Origin of the sequence: Pseudoalteromonas sp. SCSIO_11900 (assembly GCF_000576475.1) — a bacterium.
Classification (GTDB): domain Bacteria; phylum Pseudomonadota; class Gammaproteobacteria; order Enterobacterales; family Alteromonadaceae; genus Pseudoalteromonas; species Pseudoalteromonas tetraodonis.
The window spans coordinates 2,378,965-2,399,120 of record NZ_KK070023.1 but is presented as its reverse complement, the minus strand read 5'-3'; the positions used below and the strand labels follow the sequence as shown (position 1 = coordinate 2,399,120).

Genomic DNA, 20,156 nt, shown 5'->3' with positions numbered 1-20,156 from the left:
CAACCCTGACACCGGTGTCAGTCATTAACGCATGACAATGACACCGGTGTCAACCCTTAGTAATAAAAATAGTTCTTTTTTTTAACATGTACAATAAATAAACGTGAATTTTTAATGAAATATCAGTGGAAAATAATGAAGATTAAAATGCAGATAAAAAAAGCCCGAGTAAGCGTCACTCATACTCGGGCTACTGTGAAAAAGCGGTGTTATTTTACGGCTGCGGTAGACTCACGCGTGATTAATTTTGCTTCTAAAATCACTTTATAAGGCGACTCTTGCGGCTCAATAATGTGGGTAATTAGTTGGGTAACCGCTTGTTTAGTCATTTCTTCTACAGGTTGAGCTATGGTCGTTAGGCCTGGCCATATATGGCGCGCTATGGGCGCATTATCAAAGCCTGCAATAGAAATATCGTCTGGAACGCGTAAGTTGCGCTGAGTGGCTAATTTAAGTACAGCGGCTGCCATGTAATCATTCGATGCAAATACAGCAGTAGGACGTGGAGATAAATCTAAAATACTACGGGCACTGTCTACCCCTGAATGGTAACTAAAGTTACCCTCTTCAACTAAGCGTTCGTTAAATTCAATACCATGGGTTGCCAGTGCGCGTCTGTAGCCTTTAAAACGCTGCTGTGTAGCACTGTGATCTGGGTGACCTTTAATAAACGCGATAGAGGTATGCCCTAGGTTTATTAAATGTTCGGTGATCTCAAATGCGCCCTGCTCGTCATTACTGGTAACAGAAATAGAGTCATCTTCTAAAATAGCTGAAGCCACTCGAGCATAAGGAATTTTTTTCGACTTTAAAAAATCAACCAGTTCTGAAAAATCACAAAATGGTGGCGTAAGTACTAAACCATCGAGGCGTGATGACTGTAATAGCTGCTCTATGTTATTAATAAGTGCCTCACCTCTGAGCTCACAAGGGTGAATTAACAAGTTATAGTTGTTTTCTTGGCATGCAGCCAATGCGCCTGTTTGCACACGCGTGATATAACTTTTACTTGGATTGTCGTATAAGCAACCAATAATAAAACTACGGTTTTGTGCAAGTCCTCGAGCAATCGGGTTTGGGGTGTAATCTAGCTCTTTAAATACCGCTAACACTTTTTCGCGTGTAGCTGCACTGACATTAGGCTCATTATTGAGTACTCGCGATACGGTTTTTTTAGAAACACCTGCATGACTGGCAACGCTGTTTATAGTGACTTTTTTCATCTATTTATTTCCAAATGTATGCAACGTAATTAAACCTGTTGACTCGTATGCAAACACGCGGCAGCACCAATTAAAGGAATGTTGTCTTGTGTTACTAATGTGACCGGGATTTGGCCTGTATATTGCGACATAATGCCCTTTTGCGAAAAGCGCTCAATAAAGCGGCTTTCCAGTAAACGAGCCTGCATTCTTGGTAATATGCCACCGCCAATATAAAGGCCGCCTAAGGCGCCGTAGGCCAACGCTAAATCGCCTGCAACACTGCCAATCCAATCACAAAATTGATTAAGGGTTGCTTCACACACTTCACATTCACCGCTGTTGGCTAAGCTACTAATTTGTGCAGCGTCTAAATTCTTTGCGGCGACCCCTTTAACTGCAGCCATCGCTTTGTACAAATGAGCAATGCCAGGGCCCGAAAATACCGTTTCTACCGATACATGTGGGTGGTCTTTTTTGAGTTCTTGAATAAGTTGAGCGTCGAGTTGATTAACGGCTGCTAAGGAAATATGCCCGCCTTCTGAACTCATCACCGCGCATGAATGTGCGGTTCTAACTAAGCACGCTGCACCAAAACCAGTGCCTGGACCCATTACACCTATATTGGCAGACTCATCCGCTTGACCAGGTTTAACAGTGACATTTTGTGAATGGTCTAAATACGGTGCTGCGTAGGCAAAAGCAGCAAAGTCATTTATAACGCTTAATTGAGTAAGGTCAAAGTGGTGTTTAAAATCATTGACGCTAAAGTGCCAACCTAAATTAGTTAAGTGAACTTGCCCTGCATTTATAGGGCCTGCTACTGCTAAGCACGCACGTTTAGGATTTATATGAGACACTGTTGATAAGTAGTACTCGGTAGCACTTTCGAGCGATCCATAGTTAGCACTGGGAAACGTAAGATTATGCTCAATGGTAAATTGATTACTTGATTCGTCGAACCCAGTGATCAACGCAAAACGAGCATTTGTGCCGCCAATATCGGCAACCAGAATAGGATCAAAGTGTGTGCTAGAGTGTAAACCCATAGTGTTATCTCTTTTGTTTAAGTAATGAGTACTTATTATTTTAATGGGGTATCATTGATACTTATTTACTTTGAGCTATCACCTCAAAGCAGCTATCACTGTAAAAAAAGCTACCTTAAATAATAAAGGTAGCTAATACGTTTTGACAACAAAATGATAAAACGCCCCTATTGTGACACCGGTGTCATGCCAAAATCAATAAAAAAATGCCTTTATTGATAAATAAGCTTGAAAAAATCCATCAATAAACGAGAATAGTCTCTTATTGTCCTCTTTAGTAAGTAATAGTGATGAAAGGTAAAGCCACCTCGTTTGATATAGCCCATTATGCTGGGGTGTCTCAATCTACAGTTTCTCGTGCTTTACGAAATAGTCCACTGGTAAATGACGAAACACGAAGACGTGTTCACGATATTGCTAAAAAACTTAATTACAAAGTAGACAAAAACGCCAGTAACCTTCGCACTCAACAAAGCAGTACTTTAGCATTATTGTTGTTTGAAGACCCTACCTCAGATGAGTCACAAATCAATCCGTTTTTTTTAGCCATGCTGGGCAGTATTACTCGTGCCTGCGCTAAAGAGGGTTACGATTTACTCGTGTCATTTCAATCGGCAAGTGCTGATTGGCAGGCAGATTACGAAGACAGTCACCGTGCAGATGGCATCATTTTATTGGGTTATGGCGACTACATTGATTTTCAGCCAAAATTTAACACCTTGCTTGAACAAAACACCAAGTTTGTTTGCTGGGGAGCAAGTGTTGATAACCGCCCTGATTTAACCATAAGTTGTGATAATTATGGCGGCGGTAAACTCGCCGCTGAGCATTTGTTGGCACATAGCCGCAAAGACTGCGCGTTTATAGGCGATGCCTCTGATCACAGCCCTGAATTTTTTGCCCGTTTCAATGGTTTTAAAGACGCGTTACAACAAAATGGTATTACACTTAATGATCGTAAAATTGCTAACGCTATTTCTACTGAAGAGTCTGGCTATCATGCCACGCGTTCATTAATTGCTAATAACATTACCTTTAATGCACTTTTTGCTGCCAGCGACCTTATTGCAATAGGCGCAATACGGGCTTTAAAAGAAGCCAATATAAACGTACCAAAAGATGTGGCCGTAATCGGCTTTGATAATATATCTATTGCAAGTTACATTAATCCGCCGCTGACAACCATAGAGCAAAATACCACTATTGCTGGGCAAATGTTAGTTGAGAACTTATTAAAACTGATTCGTGGTGAACAAGTACAAAGCACCCTACTGCCCCCGCGTTTAATTGCACGTGGCTCTAGCTAACACTGCTTTTAAAAACTAGCAAAAAAAAGGCAATAACACCCTGTCACCCTTAAATTTATTCAGGCTTTATTGCGTTTTTACGGTCATTTGTCCTTTTTGTTTTTAACACTAAAGCAAGTGGTTTCTTTGCATTAACAGGCTATTCACACCTTGCTATAACATTAGTTTTTTTAATCTGAAAGTGGCTGTTTTTAATGTAATTTTTCACTCGTCAATGCACAGTTTTATCAATACAATCGCACTTTTATTTTCATGTTAAATTTTCAAGTGATCATCTCATGCTTTTAACCATCGTTTATATTATGGGTATTACAGCAGAAGCCATGACTGGTGCTCTTAGCGCTGGACGCAGAAACATGGATTGGTTTGGTGTTATGTTAGTGGCCAGTGCTACAGCAATTGGTGGTGGCAGCGTGCGAGATATTTTATTAGGTAATTACCCACTGACTTGGGTAAAACACCCAGAATATTTAATGATCACTTGCCTAGCCGGTATTGTGACTACTTGGTTGGCAAAATGGGTGGTTAAATTTAAAGGCATATTTATGCGCCTAGATGCCCTAGGGCTTGCCGCATTTAGTATAATTGGCTGCCAAGTTGGACTAAATATGGGTTTGCACTATGGAATTTGTGTAGTTGCAGCCATAGTAACCGGTGTGTTTGGTGGATTGTTACGTGATTTAATTTGTCGACAAGCGCCATTAGTACTTCATCATGAACTTTACGCAAGCGTAGCGCTTATTGTTGCTTGTTTATACTTAGCACTGCACCACTACAATATTGATGACAATATCAGCGTGGTTGCAAGTTTAGTGGTAGGTTATTTAATTCGAATGGCATCGGTACGCTTTAAATGGCGCTTACCTACATTTAGTTTGTTAGAACCCTCTAACTTAAATAATGAGCAATAACAACAGCGGTTAATGCCCACCTCCACTAGCGCTTTTAAAGAGCCCTATTACTTTGCGGGCTAATAAACTGGCCACAAAAAATAACCCCAAAGCAAAACACAGCATACTCAAAGGCAAAAATAAGCTTTCATGCAATACACCGTTATTATCAACGTATTGATAATAACTATTCTCTACAAGCATAAAAATAGCGCCTGTTAGTAACAAGCAAAAACCAAGCATCAATGTTTTATTAGTAAGTAAGTAAGTAAGTGCATAGTATGACCCGTGGTGACTCTTATAAAATGGTGTTTTATCTTTGTATCATCACACAGTCATTTAGAGTGACTGAACAAAGAATTAAGTTACCATTACAAACGCCTAAAATTGGGGCAATTAGCTTTTAAGCGATACGTTTAGACATATAGTAAAAATGGTCGTCATCTTTATCTATAATAAATCCCGTTCGAGCATAATGCGGGTACGCTGGGCTTATTTTAAAACGCGTAGCCTAAGTTGTATAGCACCTCGGAACACGGCTAAACGAGAACACTCATTAATTGCTGCTGCACGGCAAAGGTAAATAAAAGAATAATCCATATAATTATTAGCAAGTTATTTGCAAGCGTCAATCTAACCGCCCCTATAATTGAATACATTTCCCAATTAACGAGCAATGTAATAACGATCAGAAAAGAAATAACTCTTTGTCCATACTTGTATACTAAATCTTGCATATCAACCTTACTACCTAAATTAAAAACACCCAACAACAGCTACTTTAATATATCTTTTATTTACTTTCGAATTTCGCTCAGTGAAGTGGGTCTAAAATTTGAGTGCGTTGTATTAGGTACAACTGATACCCGCTCTGCCTTATTTATTGAGAACTTAAACAAATCTAAATCTTGTGTTTGCTGTACTACACCTGAAACAAAATACGGTATTTTTGAGTTTAAGCTTCAGCTTTGCCTAGATTATCGTTTAATTCTGATTCTTGAAAATAAGTCGCTGCCGATAAATTTGCATCAAACGGATAAACATCCTGTTCATTAGGCACGCCATCGCCGTATTCGTCTTTATTTTGCCACGTGCCTACCTGGGTAGTTGGCTGAATAGTTTTTGCGCGTAATGGTGTTGTGTATGTTAGCGAGCAAAAAGTGCAGCTCATACTCAATAGTGAGAGATAAAAAAGGGGTATTTACAAGAATCCATCCTTGTTTGGTTAGTCCATAGTTATAATAATAAAGTTTAACTATTTAATTACATAATTCAAACTACCTTAAATGCATAGCTTCGAAAAAAGCATCACTCACGTGATGCTTTTTTATGGTCTATGTTATTTTACCTAAATAGTACATCTTCACGGTTAAACCATTTCACACAAAATGCCAGTAGTGCCCCAGCGATGAATGCTGTTGCTAGGAATATCAATCCCACCAGCGTGTAATCGACGGTGCCTTTAACAATTTCTTTAATCGCTAAAGCGACGTTAGTTACCGGAATAAACGCTGTTTTTGAGCTCAGTTCCATATTAGGCATAATTGAAATAATAATCGGGAAAAACACGACCATGCTTAATGGCGTCATGTAATTTTGCGCTTCTTTAAACGAGCGTGCATAGATTGATATTGCCAGAGCTAATGCAGAAAAGGTTGCTGCTATAGGCAATAATAATACAAAAATCATCAGTAAGTCTGTGATAGCCAATGTACTAAAAGCGGCTTTAATAAATTCAAGATCAGCAAATGCCAGCGCTAAGGCTATCCAACACCCCATACTAATTACGGTTATAGTGGTTGATGCAATTGACGTGGTTAATAGAGTAATAAATTTACCCAATACTAGCTCAGTACGAGTAATAGGCGTAAGTAATAACGTTTCTAAGGTACCTCGTTCTTTTTCACCGGCCCCTAAATCAATAGCCGGATACGTTGCGCCTACCAGTACTAACGGGATAAGTAAATAAGGTAAAAACCCACCCACTTTTTCACCTAGGTTTTCGCGTTTATCGGCAGTATCTACTTTAACCACATTAACTGGCTTTAAAATAGCTTCTTGTGCGCTTTTATCTATACCAAAGCTCAGTAGTTTACTTTCTTGTAAAGTATCGCTGTACTCTTTAGCAAGCTCTTTTACACGCTCAAATAAGAAGTTAATTGATTTTGAGTCATTAAATACAACTTGCCATTCGCTTTGCTGTTGCTCATTTAATGTTTGCACTGCATCGCTTGGCAGGTATATACCCATGTCGATATCGCCGGCATTAACACCTGTTTTTAGCTCCTCAACACTGTTGAAAGTTTTATCACCTTTATATAACTCAAAGCTTTTGTGATAAAACACTTTATCAGAAAATTCTGGTGCATAGTCGCCATTGATAATCACATAGGTATTTACTTTTTGTTCAGCATCAAGCGCAGCTTGCGAGGATATAAACGCAACCACAGCAAATAACAACGGAAAAACCACAATAGGAAATATCACCACGAACAATAAGGTTTTTTTATCGCGTAGTAGCTCTGTTAATTCCTTTTTAAATACTTCAAACATCATGTTTCTCCGTTAATATGTTCATAAACGCTTGATTTAATTCTTCACTGTTGCCTTCCTGTTTAAATTCAGCAAGCGTGCCATCAAAACAACTAACGCCTTCATTAATTACCGCAACGCGGTCACATAAAAGCGCAACTTCATCTAAATGATGCGTAGAAAAAATAACAGGAGTACCTTGTGCTTTTAAGCCTTTAATAAAGTTGATCACCGTTTGGGTGGTCATAATATCGAGACCGGTAGTTGGCTCATCGAGAATAACAACGTCTGGGTGATGTACCACAGCACGCGCAATGTTGGCTTTTTGCTTCATGCCGGTTGATAGGTTCTCAGCGCGCTTATCAATAAATTTATGCATATCGAGTAAGGTAAATAACTCTTCACAGCGTGCCTTAATAGCCTGCTTGCTCATGCCGTGCAGTTTTGCAAAATACTCTATGTTTTCTTTTACCGTTAAACGACCATATAAACCAGTAGAGCCGGATAAAAAACCAATACACTTGCGCCCAATGAGTGGCTTTTTAATTATGTCGTTTCCTGCAATAGTAATACTGCCATCATCAGGTTTTAAAGCGGTAGAGATCATTCTTAATGTCGTGGTTTTGCCCGCACCATTAGGCCCTAACAGCCCTAAGACTTCGCCTTTTGCACAGCTAAAGCTGACATTTTTAACCGAGTGAAAATAATCTTTATCTTCACGGGGGTCTATATCATCTATTTTATTTTTTTTATGATCTTTAGTGAGCTTAAATTTCTTTTTAAGCGCGGTAACTTCTATCATTTTCGTGTCCTTCGTTTCGGTCTAAAATAGTCCGTGTTATCGTAAAATGATGGATTGTTATTCTCATCACACCAACCAGGAACACCTAATAAAGGTAAAGGTGAAAGCTGTTTGTTATCGGCTAAACAATCATCAGTTTTAATCATCTCATAAAGGCGCTGATCTAGGTACTGGTATTTAGTTACTAAATCTTTACAAAATATTTCATCCGGTACATTTACAAATAAGGCTTTGCCAGTCAGTCCAATATAAGGTTTAGTCAACATTTCGTAGTTAGCATGGCCAAACATGAAAGGCGCTATGGTTTTACCCCACAGCTCTCTATGTTCGATGAAGGCTGTTTTCCATTGATGATCTCTTAACCACTCCTTCCACTGTGATTCGCTAATAGCTAAAACCACACCGCATTCGTCAAACAGGGTTAAAGCGTTACGATGTTTGCTACGCTGTTTTAATCCATGCTCGGCTATTTCGTCTACATGGCGCTGATTTATTAAGGCTTTTGTTTTTGGAAATAAACACCAAATAAAACCACCAAACAGATCATGCCAGTTTTGTTGTCGGGTGGGCACGTCCCCTGTTTCAAAAATGACTTGTTCATAATAGCGCTCAGCAAAATCAACCTTGGCATCATCGACCAAACGAATGGGGAGATTATTAGCATTGATGGCGTTTAAATACGGGGTAAAGTACGCAGGCTCAGGCCAGTCTATTTGCTGATCTATTTTAAACAGCTGCCGAAGGTGCTCAAATGCACCTCCATTTAGACTCGTTACTTGAAATTGTTCTGGGGGAGTAAAACGCTTCATTGTTACCTTTACTGTACATTTTTATCAGCAACAGTTTACCGCAAAAACTGGTTCTAATTAACAGAAGTTCATATACTAACGCCACTTAGAACAAAAAAAGAGCCAATATGAAACGTTATTTTTCTTTGACCCTAATCACAACGGCAATTTTAGCCGGCTGTGCAACAACAAGTATTACATCTGATGATGTCGCTAAAGGCTACAACAGCATTCAAGCGGATGAAATTGCTAAGCATGTAAAAGTGTTAGCTTCTGATGAATTTGGTGGACGTGCTCCTTCATCTGAAGGTGAAAAGCTTACGCTTGATTACTTAACAAAAGAATTTACTGCTTTAGGCTTTGAGCCGGGTAATGGCGACAGCTTTTTCCAAGAAGTGCCGCTTGTATCGTTAGAAGCAGACTCTGATATGGTGCTTAATATTGGCGGTAAAGACTACCAATACAAAAAAGACATGGTTATGGGTAGTAGCCGTATTAGTGCGCAAGAAGGAATTGAAAACTCGGAGCTTGTATTTGTGGGCTACGGTGTTAACGCACCTGAATATAACTGGAATGATTACGAAGGCCTAGATGTTAAAGGTAAAACCGTTGTTATGCTGGTAAACGATCCGGGTTTTGCAACTAAAGATCCTGCTTTATTCACCGGCGATGCAATGACCTATTACGGGCGTTGGACTTACAAATACGAAGAAGCAAGCCGTCAAGGTGCTGCAGGCGCTATTATTATTCATGAAACTGCTCCAGCGTCTTACCCTTGGTCTGTGGTTGAGAACTCATGGAGTGGCGAGCAATTTGGTTTCGTAAAAGAAAACAATAATATGGACCGTGTTGCTGTTGAAGGTTGGGTTACTGTTGATGTAGCAAAAGAGCTTTTTTCTAAAGCAGGCCTTGATTTTGAAACCGCCAAAGCAAACGCTGCCAAAGGTGCTTACCATGTTGATATGGGCGATTTAACAGCCACTGTGAATGTAAAAAACACCATCAAAAAATCGGTATCTTATAACTTTATTGCCACTCTTCCTGGTAGTAAAACACCCGATGAGCATATTATTTACTCTGCGCATTGGGATCATTTAGGAACGGATAAAAACCGTAAAGGCGATCAAATTTATAACGGCGCACACGATAACGCAACAGGTACAGCCGGTATGATAGAAGTTGCCGAAGCCTTTACTAAGCTAGGTAAGCGCCCTGACCGTTCAATGACTTTTTTAGCGGTAACCGCTGAAGAGCAAGGCTTATTAGGCTCGAAATATTATGCTGCGAATCCGGTTATTCCAGCTAATAAAACCGTTGCCAATATTAATATGGATAGCTTAAACCTATTAGGTAAAGTAAAAGATATTAGTGTGGTGGGTATTGGTAAATCACAAATGGATGAGCTATTAGCAACTGCGGCCAAAGAGCAAGGCAGAACAGTATCGGGCGACCCTAAACCATCTTCAGGTGGTTACTACCGCTCAGATCACTTTGCCTTTGCTAATATGGGTGTTCCTGCCATGTATGCCGGTGGCGGTACGCAAGCGTTTGATGAAGAAACTGCAAACTACCGTAAGCGTATGAGCTTAGTACTGCGTGGTTGTTACCATCAACCTTGTGATAGATACCGCGATGAGTGGGATTTATCAGGTGCGGTTCAAGATTTACAATTATTTTATAAAGTAGGTTTTGATATTTCACAACAAACTCAGTGGCCTACGTGGAATGAAAACTCAGAGTTTCAACGTAAAAAGTAACTACTGCGCCAACATGCAAATGATATTGATTATCATTTAATAAAATAGTACAGTGCGATCTCATTCTTTAATTAGGTCGTACTGTATGTTTTTAACATCCCATTTAGGAGTTATTTCGCCAACTGCAAAACGTGTTTTTCATCAAAATAAACGCCTAATTTTACCGCTGTTAATTTTAGCCTGTTTAGCCCTGCCCAGCTTACGCGCCATAACAATTACTGCGCTCAGTGATGCTTTTTTTCAAGTCAGTGTGTTTGTTGCTGCGACCTTATTTATTTACTACTACGCGATTGATCATTTACCCCAACTAGAGCTTCGTTACCTTAATGCTAAGTCACCGGCATTAGAGGTCAGCTTTGCTGCTTTTTTAGGTATGTTACCGGGCTGTGGTGGCGCGATTATTGTGGTGACTCAATTTACAAAAGGCCAAGCAAGCTTTGGCGCAATTGTTGCCGTATTAACGGCCACTATGGGTGATGCCGCGTTTTTATTATTAGCGACTCGCCCTACCGAGGGTTTAACCATCATGGCAATAGGGTTTGTGGTTGGCTCAGTAACGGGTTTAATCGTCAACACACTTCATAAAACAGGCTACTTATGCCCAACTGATCAAAAGCACACACCACAGGTTACCCTTTTACCGACGAAAATAATTACGCTCAGTAAGCCTATTTGGTACATCGCTATTATTCCGGGGTTACTCATTGCCTTTTTACTCGCTTTTAATATTGATTTGAGCCAATTTGGGCAGTACACCACATTCACTGTTACTCATTTTGGCGCATTAATGGCGTTGTTTGTCGTATTTATGTGGGCGTTATCTTCAAAAGGTGAAAGCTATAAAGAAGTAACCTCAGAAGATGATATATGCAGTCCACCTTCAAAACTCACAAAAGTACTGCAAGATACTCATTTTGTAACCGCGTGGGTGGTTGCCTCCTTTATATTATTTGAACTACTGGTTACCGTGTTTGGCCTTGACTTAAAAACATGGTTTTTAAATTATGCTTATATGGCCCCGCTCATAGCGGTTTTAATTGGTTTTTTACCTGGTTGTGGCCCGCAAATAATTGTTACCACTTTATATATTCAAGGGGTTATTCCGTTTAGCGCATTAGCGGCCAATGCCATTTCCAACGATGGCGATGCGCTTTTCCCAGCCATTGCCATGACACCCAAAGCGGCTATTATTGCCACGCTATATACCGCTATTCCCGCGTTATTAGTTGGTTATGGACTGTATTTTCTGAGCTAAATCAGTCTAGCTTTTATTTATTAAGTTATAAAAAAACCAGCTAGTTGCTGGTTTTTTAATTTATAAATGAATATAAAGAGTTAGCGCATAGCCATCATCATTTTAGCTGGCTGTTCTAGGTATTCTTTCCATAAATTATTAAAGCGCGCGATAGTGCCGCCATCAATTACACGGTGATCCCCTGACCAACTTACTTGCATAATTGCACGCGATACCACTTGCCCTTGCTCGTCAAAGCGCGGAAGGTGCTGTAATTTACCTAAGGCAACAATCGCCACTTCTGGCTTATTAATAATTGGCGTAGCTATAGTGCCACCAATTGCACCAATGTTCGAAATGCTAATAGTGCCGCCTTTCAAATCATCTGGCGCTACACGGCCTTCTCGAGCTGAGTCAGTTAATTGCGTTAAATTATTAGCCACCTCTACAATACTCTTAGTTTGGCAGGCTTTAATATTTGGTACTAATAAGCCCACTTTAGAGTCCACTGCAACCCCAATATTGTGATCATCGTAGTAGGTAATTTCACTGCAATCATCGTTTACTTTTGAGTTGAGTACCGGGAATTCAGTCATTGCCAAGGATAACGCCTTAATAAAAAACGGCATCATCGTAAGTTTAACGCCCTGTGCTTTATATTGCTCTTTAAGATCAGTTCGAAGTGCAATTAAATCAGTTAAGTCAATTTCATCACTGTAGGTAAAATGTGGAATAGTAGAAACCGACGCCACCATTTGTTTTGCCATGGCCGCTTTAATGCCTTTAATTGCTTCTGTTCGCGTTCCACCCGAACTAGTTGAGTTCTCAGTACTACGAGTGTTTTTACTCTGAGTCGTTTGTGGCTTGTTAAGATCAGAGGTATCCATGCCAGATGGCACTTCATTTTTTATAAACGCTTCAATATCTTGTTTATAAATACGGCCATTTTTACCACTACCTGGTACGCAGGTTAAATCAACGTCAAGCTCACGCGCTTTACGCCTAACCGCCGGTGATGCAACCGCTTTTTCGTTAACTATTGCAGTTTGCGTTTGCTTAGCAGGTGTGTCTGACGTTGCGTTACTTTGTGCTTTTACAACTGCTTGGTTAACATCAACGTCTTCTTTTGCGACTTGCCCTGCAACCGTCATTTGAAATAATGGGCTATGCACCTTTGCAATTTCACCTTTTTGATAATACAGCTTTTGCACTGTACCGGTGTATTTAGCCGGTATTTGTACTAATGCTTTATCGGTCATTACATCACAAACGGCTTGATCTTCTTCTATTTCATCACCCTCTGCCACTAACCATTCAACAATTTCACACTCAACAATACCCTCACCAATGTCGGGTAAAATAAAGTCTTCTAAGTGTTCACGAGCACTTGTTGGTGAAGAAGCTGTTTGAGTCTCTTCACTAGGCGCTTCACCGGCAACATCCATTGCAAATAACGGCGCATGTACTTTAGCAATATCGCCTTTTTTACAATGCAGCTTAGTGATCACCCCATCGTGTACCGCTGGAATTTGCACTAAGGCTTTATCTGTCATCACATCACAAATAGGCTGATCTTCTTTTACAGTGTCGCCCTCTTGTACCAGCCATTCGACTACTTCGCATTCAACTATGCCTTCACCAATGTCGGGTAATATAAAATCTTTAGCCATGGAAACCCCTAAAAGTTCACTGATTGTTTAATTGCGGCCATTACTTTTAATGCATCTGGAACATATTCTTTTTCGAGCGCCAGCGGGTATGGCGTATCTAGACCACAAACACGTAAAATAGGCGACTCTAAATGCAGAAAACACTCTTGAGCGATGGTTGCGGCTATTTCTGCGCCAAAGCCGTTGGTAATAGGTGCTTCATGACTAACAATAAGTCGGCCTGTTTTAGTCACTGATTTAGCAATCGTTTCAACATCCCACGGTAAAATACTGCGAAGGTCAATTACTTCACAGCTAATGCCCTGTTCACTGGCTTGTTTTGCCGCTGCTTCTATAATTTCCATTTGTGCACCCCACGCTAATAAAGTAACGTCAGTACCCTCTTGAACTACTTCAGCTTTACCAAGTTCAATGCTGTAATCTTCTTCAGGCACTTCACCAGTTGAAGCGCGGTATAAACGTTTGGGCTCAAAAAATAGCACTGGGTTGTCGTCTTTAATACACGCACGCAGTAAGCCTTTAGCTTGGTACGGGTTACGCGGCACGACAATTTTTAACCCTGGCGTGTGAGCAAAGTACGCTTCTGGCGATTGCGAGTGATACAAACCACCAGCAATACCGCCACCGTAAGGTGTACGAATCGTTAGATTACCCACATTAAACTCATTACCACTGCGATAACGAAACTTAGCCGATTCATTCACTATTTGGTCAAACGCAGGAAAGATGTAATCAGCAAATTGAATCTCTGCCAATGCAGGTGCACCAAAGGCTGCCAAACCATTAGCAAAGCCTAAAATACCTTGCTCTGTGAGCGGGGTATTGAATACGCGATGCTTACCGTACTTTTCTTGTAACCCTGATGTTGCTCTAAAAACACCGCCAAAATAACCCACGTCTTCACCAAAAATACACGCTTGAGGATGTTCATTCATGGTGATATCTAAAGCAGAATTAATTGCATGTAGCATGTTCATTTTAGCCATTACTTAATTCTCCCTGCTGTTGTTGGGTAGGCGTCTGGATGTGCTTTTATGTGCGTTTTAAGTTCATCATATTGACGTTGTAGAGATGGAATTGGCGTATCGTAAACATCTGAAATTAGCTCTTCTAACGCCGGCTTATCAATTACTTCAGCACGTTTGAGTGCCGCTAAAATATCATCACGAATTGTTTCTTTCGCTTTGATATCTTCTGCGTCATCTAACCAATTTTGTTTTACTAACCATTTTCTAAATCGCTCAATTGGGCATGTTTTATAGTTTGCTTCTTCATCTTTTGAACGGTAACCGCTTGGATCATCTGATGTTGAATGCGCACCTAAACGATACGCTATCGATTCAATTAATACCGGTTCACCTTGTGTCGCAGCAATTTTGCGAGCTTTTTTAGTTGCCGCGTAAACGGCGAGCGCATCACTGCCATCAACACGAATGGTTTTAATACCATAACCCACACCACGCGATGCAATCCCATCGCCTTTAAATTGCTCATCGGCTGGGGTTGAAATAGCATAACCATTATTACGTGCAAAAAAGATAACCGGTGCTTTATGTACTGCAGCCATATTTAAGCCTGCATGAAAGTCACCTTCTGAAGCAGCCCCTTCACCAAAATAACAAATAGTAACGTTATCAATAGTACTTGCTAGTTCACCTGTTTTAGCATCAATGTGTTTTACTTTTTGACCATATGCGTAACCCGTAGCCTGGGGAATTTGTGTTCCCAAAGGTGATGAAATGGTCATGTAGTTAAGTGCTTTAGAACCATAATGAATCGGCATTTGACGGCCTTTACCTAAATCTAATTCATTAGAAAACATTTGGTTCATAAATTGATCAAGGGTAAATCCACGGTAGTGCAAGGCTGCTTGTTCACGATATTGCGCCATGATCATGTCATCTTGTTCAAGGGCTGCAGCAGAGGCTGTTACCGCTGCTTCTTCCCCTAAACATTGCATGTAAAAGCTGACGCGGCCTTGGCGTTGAGCACCCTGCATACGTTCATCAAGCAAACGAATAAAACGCATGGTTTCGTATAATTTAATAGCGGTGTGTTTAGAAATATCAGGTGCAGGAGCACTAGGATGAATGTCGCCGTCCTCAGTTAAAATACTCAGGGTTGGAATATTAAGTGCGTGGCCATCAATAAACTCAAGCTCATGATTAATATTCAGCGATACGTTATTGGGATTACTCATAACCTACCTTCTTTTGTTGTCGGTATCACAGCGCCCCTTTGGATTATTATTATGGGTGATAGTTGCTGAATAAACTTTGCAACATCTGCACTGTATTTAATTAAAGCTGCCAACACTTTACGTTAACGTAAAGTGTTATTCAACAAAACTGTGACCAAACAAAAGTAAATAATGAGCAAAAAACTGGCAAGTTAACTATACATATAATTAACCACTTATTAATCAGCTGGTTAAACTTTCATAACAAGTGGTCTGATGTGTTGATTTAGCTAAAGCGGCTATCCACTTGCATAGGGACTACCGTGAGTAATGCACGTTGCCCAATGGCAACCTGTGCGTTAGGAAAAATAATTGCTTCCCCTTCTACGTCGGCATATATGGCATTATCGCCATCGGTGGCTAAAAGCTCACCCTTTGCAAACCCTGTAAAATTCTCGGCATCGTCAGAAAACGGAAAACTAAAGTTTTGCTCTGTGCGGTTAATAGTACGATGAACAGAAAACAACTCAAAGTCGCTTGCATTAAATTCTGGGTATTTTACTTCTTTTTGGCTAATTAATGCAGTTAAAGTTTGTTTTGTTTTTGCAAAGCGTGACATGTCGTTTTCACCAAAGGGTTTCACTTGCCCAAGCTCTACAGTAAATGAGTCAGCCCCATGCACAAACGACGAATAGTAGCTAAACGTGGTAGCAGGCGACTTCATCATCAATACTGTATTTACACCACAGCTTAATAAGAACTGCAGTTGCGACTTTTTCCAAGGTTTGCCATGTAAGAATGGATAAACAGCAAATTTTTCGTTTTTAGAACCGCGTATAGCGGTATGTAAATCATAATGACAGCGATACGTACCCTGCTCTGAACGCGCATAAAAATCGCTAACATATTGCTCAAGTTTATCAGCGCGAACGCGTTCGTCGTTCATCGCTATACCATCAACAGTGTGGTGGCCGTTAAACAAGCGGTTTAAGTTCTCTTCTACAAATCGTTTACCAATATTAATTGACTTAGGATTACCAAAAATAAATAAAACACGCTGTCGTAATTCAAGTTGCCCACTAATAATGTGTTTAATGAGTTCATCGCAAATTTCAATGGGGGCTGTCTCATTGCCATGAATGGCACTGGATAGCACCACATTTTTTGACGTTATACAATCTGGTTCAAACTCAATCACTCCGGTATCGTGAATGGTTACTTTAGTCTGGTTGTTAAGCGTAAACTGACCTGCCTCTAAATGCCATTCATGGTTTCGCGAAAGCGTTAAAAAATCACCATCTTGTTTTAATTGATTAATATATTCTGCAGTGGCTGACATAACGATAAAAGCCCTTTTTTTTGTAAATTATAGATACAAAAACGGCTGATAAAATCAGCCGTTTTTAGTTGTAATTGCATATTAGCTAATCACTGAATCAACCAGTTTTTTAGCTTCTTTTTCTAATAAGGTTAAGTGCTCTTCGCCTTTAAATGATTCTAAGTAAATTTTATAAATATCTTCTGTACCTGACGGACGCGCCGCAAACCAGCCGCTTTCAGTTACCACTTTTAGCCCACCAATAGCTGCATTATTACCTGGCGCATGAGTTAGCTTTTGTAAAATAGGCTCACCCGCTAAGGTATCTGCTTTTACGTCATCAGCACTGAGTGCTTTTAATCGCGACTTTTGCTCAGGCGTTGCTGGCGCATCTAGGCGTTTATAAAGTGGCGCACCAAACTCTTGCTCTAGTTCTTTATACAGCGCAGACGGGGTTTTACCCGTAACTGCAAGAATTTCAGCGGCGAGTAACCCCATAATAAAGCCATCTTTATCTGTACACCAAACGGTGCCATCAAAACGTAAAAAAGCCGCACCAGCGCTTTCTTCACCACCAAAGGCCAATTTGCCTTTGTTTAAACCCTCAACAAACCATTTAAAGCCAACGGGTACTTCTTTTACTTTACGCTTGTTGCGCTCAGTTACTTTGTCAATCATTGAGCTAGAAACAAGGGTTTTACCGATTTCAACACTGGTATCCCAATCACGATGCGTTAGTAAATAGTCAATCGCTACGGCTAAAAAGTGATTAGGATTCATTAACCCATCTGGTGTTACTATGCCGTGACGGTCATAATCAGGGTCATTACCAATCGATAAATCAAAATCATCTTTAAGGGCAATTAAATTAGCCATTGAATAAGGTGATGAGCAATCCATACGAATTTTGCCATCTTTATCAAGCGGCATAAATGCAAAACGCGGATCAACACTGTCATTAACGACCGTTAAATCTAAATTATATTTTTGCGCAATCACTGGCCAAAAGTTAATGCCTGAGCCACCTAATGGATCAACACCAATCTTGATGCCTGCATCGCTAATCGCTTTTAAATTAATAATGTTTTTTAAATCATCAATATAAGGCGTCATTAAGTCTTCGTAGCGAATAAAACCAGAACGTGAAGCTTTAGCAAAAGGAAACAGTTCTACTTCAACTAAGTCTTCTAATAATAATTGATTGGCTCTGTCTTCAATCCATTTTGTAACGTCTGTATCTGCAGGACCGCCATTGGGCGGGTTATATTTAAAACCGCCATCTTCTGGTGGATTATGAGATGGAGTCACTACAATGCCATCGGCAAGCTCATTTAGATGATTTTTATTATAGCTAACAATAGCATGGCTAATAACTGGCGTTGGAGTAAAGTCACCATTTTCTTGGGTGATCACTTGGACTTCATTAGCAACCAACACTTCAATTGCTGAGTTAAAGGCCGCCTCGCTCAGTGCGTGGGTATCTTTACCTAAAAATAACGGACCAAATATATCGTTCTGTTTTCTGTAATCACAAATAGCTTGGGTAATTGATAATATGTGTGATTCGTTAAATTTTACATCGTAGGCACAGCCTCGATGCCCTGAGGTGCCAAATGCAACACAATGCTCGGGGTTTTGCTCTAAGTCAGGCTCATTTAAATAATACGCAGACACTAACTTTGGTACATTCACTAAAGCCGATTGTGGTGCAGTTTTACCTGCGCCGGAATGAATTGCCATGGTCTTTCCTTAAAGATAATCACGAATTTTTTCAGCTTGCTCGTTGCTATAGCCTAAACTAAGTGCAACTTCATGCAGCATCATTTTTTTACGCGTGGTATTAGAATTGGTCATCACCCAATATTCACTGTCAGTGATATTTTTTGGGTTCATACTACTACCGCTATTCACTAAGTCTTCTTTACTGGTCGCAAAATAAACACGATCTCGACCTTTAATATCTAGCACCGCAGAGAAATCTGTTTTATGGGTTCGATAAAATGCACTTAAAATAAATAAGAAACGACCTACAACGCCTTTTTGCATCGCCAATTCTTCTTTATTTAAAATATTAAACACGTTTGCATTTTTTTTATTTACCGGCGGTTTTGCCACTTGGGTTGGCTGTTCAACGTCTGCTATTGGTTGTTCTAATGGTGAATTAGACACACTAACGGTTTCATTTTTATGATCAGTGTCTTGTTTAGTGGTGTTAATTTTTTCGCCGTTAAGATTTAATAAACGACGTAAAATAGTGGATGCACTCTCACCAATACTCTGTGTGTTGCTTGCAATGTACTGATATAACTCGTCGTCTATGTCGATTTGTTTCATGTTCTTCCTGTCATTACGGGTCACATTTTTCTTTCGATATGATTATACCCAAATCACCTCAAGATGCGAGCGTCGTTGGAATTAAAAGCGATTTAGGCAAGACATTATTACAAATAATAGTTGCTCCAGTTTTAAAACCTATGACGAGTATAAATCACTTTTAAACCCTCACTGCCTTAACATATAAATAATTAATATCGACCAAATAATCAGGGAGCTAGGTATATTTGTACATAACGTTTAAATAATATCTGTATTTTTTGCTTTTTAGGGTAATGCTCGGCAAACTATGCGCAAAATTGAAGGAGACGTCTATGCAATTAAATTACAAACAAATTGGTCAAGGTCCAAATGTTATTTTGATCCATGGACTGTTTGGCTCTTTAGAAAACCTTAATGTGATTGCAAAACCATTAAGCGAGCATTTTTGTGTAACCAACGTTGATTTACGTAATCATGGCCTTTCCCCCCACAGCGATGAAATGGATTATACTGCAATGGCTAATGATGTTGTTGATTTAATGACGGCATTAAATATACAAAAAGCGCATCTGGTTGGGCACTCTATGGGCGGCAAAGTGGCGATGCAAATAGCGCTGAGCCATACTGATTTAGTCGATAAACTAGTGGTTCTTGATATTGCGCCTGTGAGCTACCCTGCGCGCCATACTCAAATACTTGAGGCTTTAAATGCAGTAAAAAATGCAGATATTAGTGATAGAAAGCAAGCTGATTTAGTAATGCAACCGTATATAGAGGAGTTAGGTGTACGTCAGTTTTTATTAAAAAGCTTATATAAAAATGATGATGGGCACTTTGTTTGGCGGTTTAATCTACCTGTGCTCGATGATAAATATTCAACTATTGTCGCAAACATTAATGCAAATAATTCTTGTTTGTGCGAAACTCTGTTTATTAAAGGTAATGACTCTGACTACATTTTAACCGAGCATCGCGAAGCGATTAATGCGCTATTTAAAAACGTCAGTGCAAAAATTATTCATGGTGCGGGTCATTGGTTACATGCCCAAAAACCACAGGCTGTAAACAAAGCAATCAATGATTTTTTAACTGCAGTTTAATGTTATTTTTAT

18 protein-coding genes are annotated in these 20,156 nt (G+C 39.9%); 5 read left to right on the top strand and 13 right to left on the bottom strand.

The features are described 5' to 3' along the window. Positions 1–209: 209 nt before the first annotated feature. A complete protein-coding gene (locus tag BG00_RS11155) occupies positions 210–1,223 on the bottom strand; it encodes a LacI family DNA-binding transcriptional regulator (protein WP_036982647.1) in 1,014 nt (337 codons plus the stop codon). A gap of 29 nt (positions 1,224–1,252) precedes the next feature. Then, positions 1,253–2,251 carry a glucokinase gene (gene glk / locus BG00_RS11150; RefSeq protein WP_036982646.1) on the bottom strand — a complete coding sequence of 333 codons (999 nt, stop codon included), beginning with the start codon at positions 2,249–2,251 and terminating at the stop codon, positions 1,253–1,255. 290 nt (positions 2,252–2,541) lie between these two features. Between glk and BG00_RS11145 the strand changes: the two genes are divergently transcribed. Together BG00_RS11145 and BG00_RS11140 are read left to right on the top strand one after the other, a co-directional pair. After that, positions 2,542–3,558 (top strand): LacI family DNA-binding transcriptional regulator, encoded by a 1,017-nt coding sequence (locus BG00_RS11145; RefSeq protein WP_036982644.1) that lies wholly within the window; start codon positions 2,542–2,544, stop codon positions 3,556–3,558. 278 nt (positions 3,559–3,836) lie between these two features. Beyond that, positions 3,837–4,469, top strand: coding sequence for a trimeric intracellular cation channel family protein (locus BG00_RS11140; RefSeq protein ID WP_036982642.1), 633 nt, complete (start codon positions 3,837–3,839; stop codon positions 4,467–4,469). Positions 4,470–4,478: 9 nt separating this feature from the next. Here the strand turns inward: BG00_RS11140 and BG00_RS11135 are convergent, their stop codons facing one another. The 5 genes from BG00_RS11135 to BG00_RS11110 form a co-directional block, all read right to left on the bottom strand. Continuing rightward, complete coding sequence (locus BG00_RS11135) at positions 4,479–4,691, bottom strand: DUF3955 domain-containing protein (protein ID WP_036982639.1); 213 nt, start codon at positions 4,689–4,691, stop codon at positions 4,479–4,481. A gap of 712 nt (positions 4,692–5,403) precedes the next feature. After that, positions 5,404–5,619 carry a hypothetical protein gene (locus tag BG00_RS11125; RefSeq protein WP_036982635.1) on the bottom strand — a complete coding sequence of 72 codons (216 nt, stop codon included), beginning with the start codon at positions 5,617–5,619 and terminating at the stop codon, positions 5,404–5,406. 173 nt (positions 5,620–5,792) lie between these two features. Next, positions 5,793–7,001, bottom strand: a complete 1,209-nt coding sequence (locus tag BG00_RS11120; RefSeq protein ID WP_036982632.1) for an ABC transporter permease — start codon at positions 6,999–7,001, stop codon at positions 5,793–5,795. After that, positions 6,994–7,782: an ABC transporter ATP-binding protein gene (locus BG00_RS11115; RefSeq protein WP_036982630.1), complete on the bottom strand. Its 789-nt coding sequence runs from the start codon at positions 7,780–7,782 to the stop codon at positions 6,994–6,996. Before BG00_RS11115 ends, BG00_RS11120 begins: the two co-directional genes overlap by 8 nt. Continuing rightward, entirely contained in the window at positions 7,779–8,591 is an 813-nt protein-coding gene (locus BG00_RS11110) for a DUF3025 domain-containing protein (RefSeq protein ID WP_036982628.1), read from the bottom strand. Before BG00_RS11110 ends, BG00_RS11115 begins: the two co-directional genes overlap by 4 nt. Positions 8,592–8,698: 107 nt before the next feature. Between BG00_RS11110 and BG00_RS11105 the strand changes: the two genes are divergently transcribed. Beyond that, positions 8,699–10,327: a M28 family metallopeptidase gene (locus BG00_RS11105; RefSeq protein WP_036982626.1), complete on the top strand. Its 1,629-nt coding sequence runs from the start codon at positions 8,699–8,701 to the stop codon at positions 10,325–10,327. Positions 10,328–10,412: 85 nt separating this feature from the next. Next, entirely contained in the window at positions 10,413–11,582 is a 1,170-nt protein-coding gene (locus tag BG00_RS11100) for a putative manganese transporter (protein WP_036982623.1), read from the top strand. An 80-nt stretch (positions 11,583–11,662) separates the two neighbouring features. On the opposite strand, the gene BG00_RS11095 is transcribed toward BG00_RS11100, so the two are convergent. The 6 genes from BG00_RS11095 to seqA all read right to left on the bottom strand — a co-directional run bounded on the left by BG00_RS11095 (position 11,663) and on the right by seqA (position 19,062). Continuing rightward, positions 11,663–13,231: a dihydrolipoyllysine-residue acetyltransferase gene (locus BG00_RS11095; RefSeq protein WP_036982620.1), complete on the bottom strand. Its 1,569-nt coding sequence runs from the start codon at positions 13,229–13,231 to the stop codon at positions 11,663–11,665. A gap of 8 nt (positions 13,232–13,239) precedes the next feature. Continuing rightward, entirely contained in the window at positions 13,240–14,217 is a 978-nt protein-coding gene (locus tag BG00_RS11090; protein WP_013464999.1) for an alpha-ketoacid dehydrogenase subunit beta, read from the bottom strand. After that, the gene (locus BG00_RS11085) at positions 14,217–15,431 is read right to left on the bottom strand and encodes a thiamine pyrophosphate-dependent dehydrogenase E1 component subunit alpha (RefSeq protein ID WP_013465000.1); all 1,215 of its coding nucleotides are present in this window, start codon (positions 15,429–15,431) and stop codon (positions 14,217–14,219) included. Before BG00_RS11085 ends, BG00_RS11090 begins: the two co-directional genes overlap by 1 nt. 265 nt (positions 15,432–15,696) lie before the next feature. Next, positions 15,697–16,749, bottom strand: a complete 1,053-nt coding sequence (gene astE, locus BG00_RS11080) for a succinylglutamate desuccinylase (protein WP_036982618.1) — start codon at positions 16,747–16,749, stop codon at positions 15,697–15,699. Positions 16,750–16,830: 81 nt separating this feature from the next. Beyond that, positions 16,831–18,468 (bottom strand): phosphoglucomutase (alpha-D-glucose-1,6-bisphosphate-dependent), encoded by a 1,638-nt coding sequence (gene pgm / locus BG00_RS11075; RefSeq protein ID WP_036982616.1) that lies wholly within the window; start codon positions 18,466–18,468, stop codon positions 16,831–16,833. Between the two features lie 9 nt (positions 18,469–18,477). Then, complete coding sequence (gene seqA / locus BG00_RS11070) at positions 18,478–19,062, bottom strand: replication initiation negative regulator SeqA (RefSeq protein WP_036982615.1); 585 nt, start codon at positions 19,060–19,062, stop codon at positions 18,478–18,480. A gap of 314 nt (positions 19,063–19,376) precedes the next feature. Between seqA and BG00_RS11065 the strand changes: the two genes are divergently transcribed. After that, positions 19,377–20,144: an alpha/beta fold hydrolase gene (locus BG00_RS11065; protein WP_036982613.1), complete on the top strand. Its 768-nt coding sequence runs from the start codon at positions 19,377–19,379 to the stop codon at positions 20,142–20,144. Positions 20,145–20,156: the final 12 nt, after the last annotated feature.

Coding starts and splice junctions, on each gene's coding strand:
- BG00_RS11155 (WP_036982647.1), bottom strand. CDS start 1,223: ATGAAAAAAGTCACTATAAACAGCGTTGCCAGTCATGCAGGTGTTTCT.
- glk (WP_036982646.1), bottom strand. CDS start 2,251: ATGGGTTTACACTCTAGCACACACTTTGATCCTATTCTGGTTGCCGAT.
- BG00_RS11145 (WP_036982644.1), top strand. CDS start 2,542: ATGAAAGGTAAAGCCACCTCGTTTGATATAGCCCATTATGCTGGGGTG.
- BG00_RS11140 (WP_036982642.1), top strand. CDS start 3,837: ATGCTTTTAACCATCGTTTATATTATGGGTATTACAGCAGAAGCCATG.
- BG00_RS11135 (WP_036982639.1), bottom strand. CDS start 4,691: ATGCTTGGTTTTTGCTTGTTACTAACAGGCGCTATTTTTATGCTTGTA.
- BG00_RS11125 (WP_036982635.1), bottom strand. CDS start 5,619: ATGAGCTGCACTTTTTGCTCGCTAACATACACAACACCATTACGCGCA.
- BG00_RS11120 (WP_036982632.1), bottom strand. CDS start 7,001: ATGTTTGAAGTATTTAAAAAGGAATTAACAGAGCTACTACGCGATAAA.
- BG00_RS11115 (WP_036982630.1), bottom strand. CDS start 7,782: ATGATAGAAGTTACCGCGCTTAAAAAGAAATTTAAGCTCACTAAAGAT.
- BG00_RS11110 (WP_036982628.1), bottom strand. CDS start 8,591: ATGAAGCGTTTTACTCCCCCAGAACAATTTCAAGTAACGAGTCTAAAT.
- BG00_RS11105 (WP_036982626.1), top strand. CDS start 8,699: ATGAAACGTTATTTTTCTTTGACCCTAATCACAACGGCAATTTTAGCC.
- BG00_RS11100 (WP_036982623.1), top strand. CDS start 10,413: ATGTTTTTAACATCCCATTTAGGAGTTATTTCGCCAACTGCAAAACGT.
- BG00_RS11095 (WP_036982620.1), bottom strand. CDS start 13,231: ATGGCTAAAGATTTTATATTACCCGACATTGGTGAAGGCATAGTTGAA.
- BG00_RS11090 (WP_013464999.1), bottom strand. CDS start 14,217: ATGGCTAAAATGAACATGCTACATGCAATTAATTCTGCTTTAGATATC.
- BG00_RS11085 (WP_013465000.1), bottom strand. CDS start 15,431: ATGAGTAATCCCAATAACGTATCGCTGAATATTAATCATGAGCTTGAG.
- astE (WP_036982618.1), bottom strand. CDS start 16,749: ATGTCAGCCACTGCAGAATATATTAATCAATTAAAACAAGATGGTGAT.
- pgm (WP_036982616.1), bottom strand. CDS start 18,468: ATGGCAATTCATTCCGGCGCAGGTAAAACTGCACCACAATCGGCTTTA.
- seqA (WP_036982615.1), bottom strand. CDS start 19,062: ATGAAACAAATCGACATAGACGACGAGTTATATCAGTACATTGCAAGC.
- BG00_RS11065 (WP_036982613.1), top strand. CDS start 19,377: ATGCAATTAAATTACAAACAAATTGGTCAAGGTCCAAATGTTATTTTG.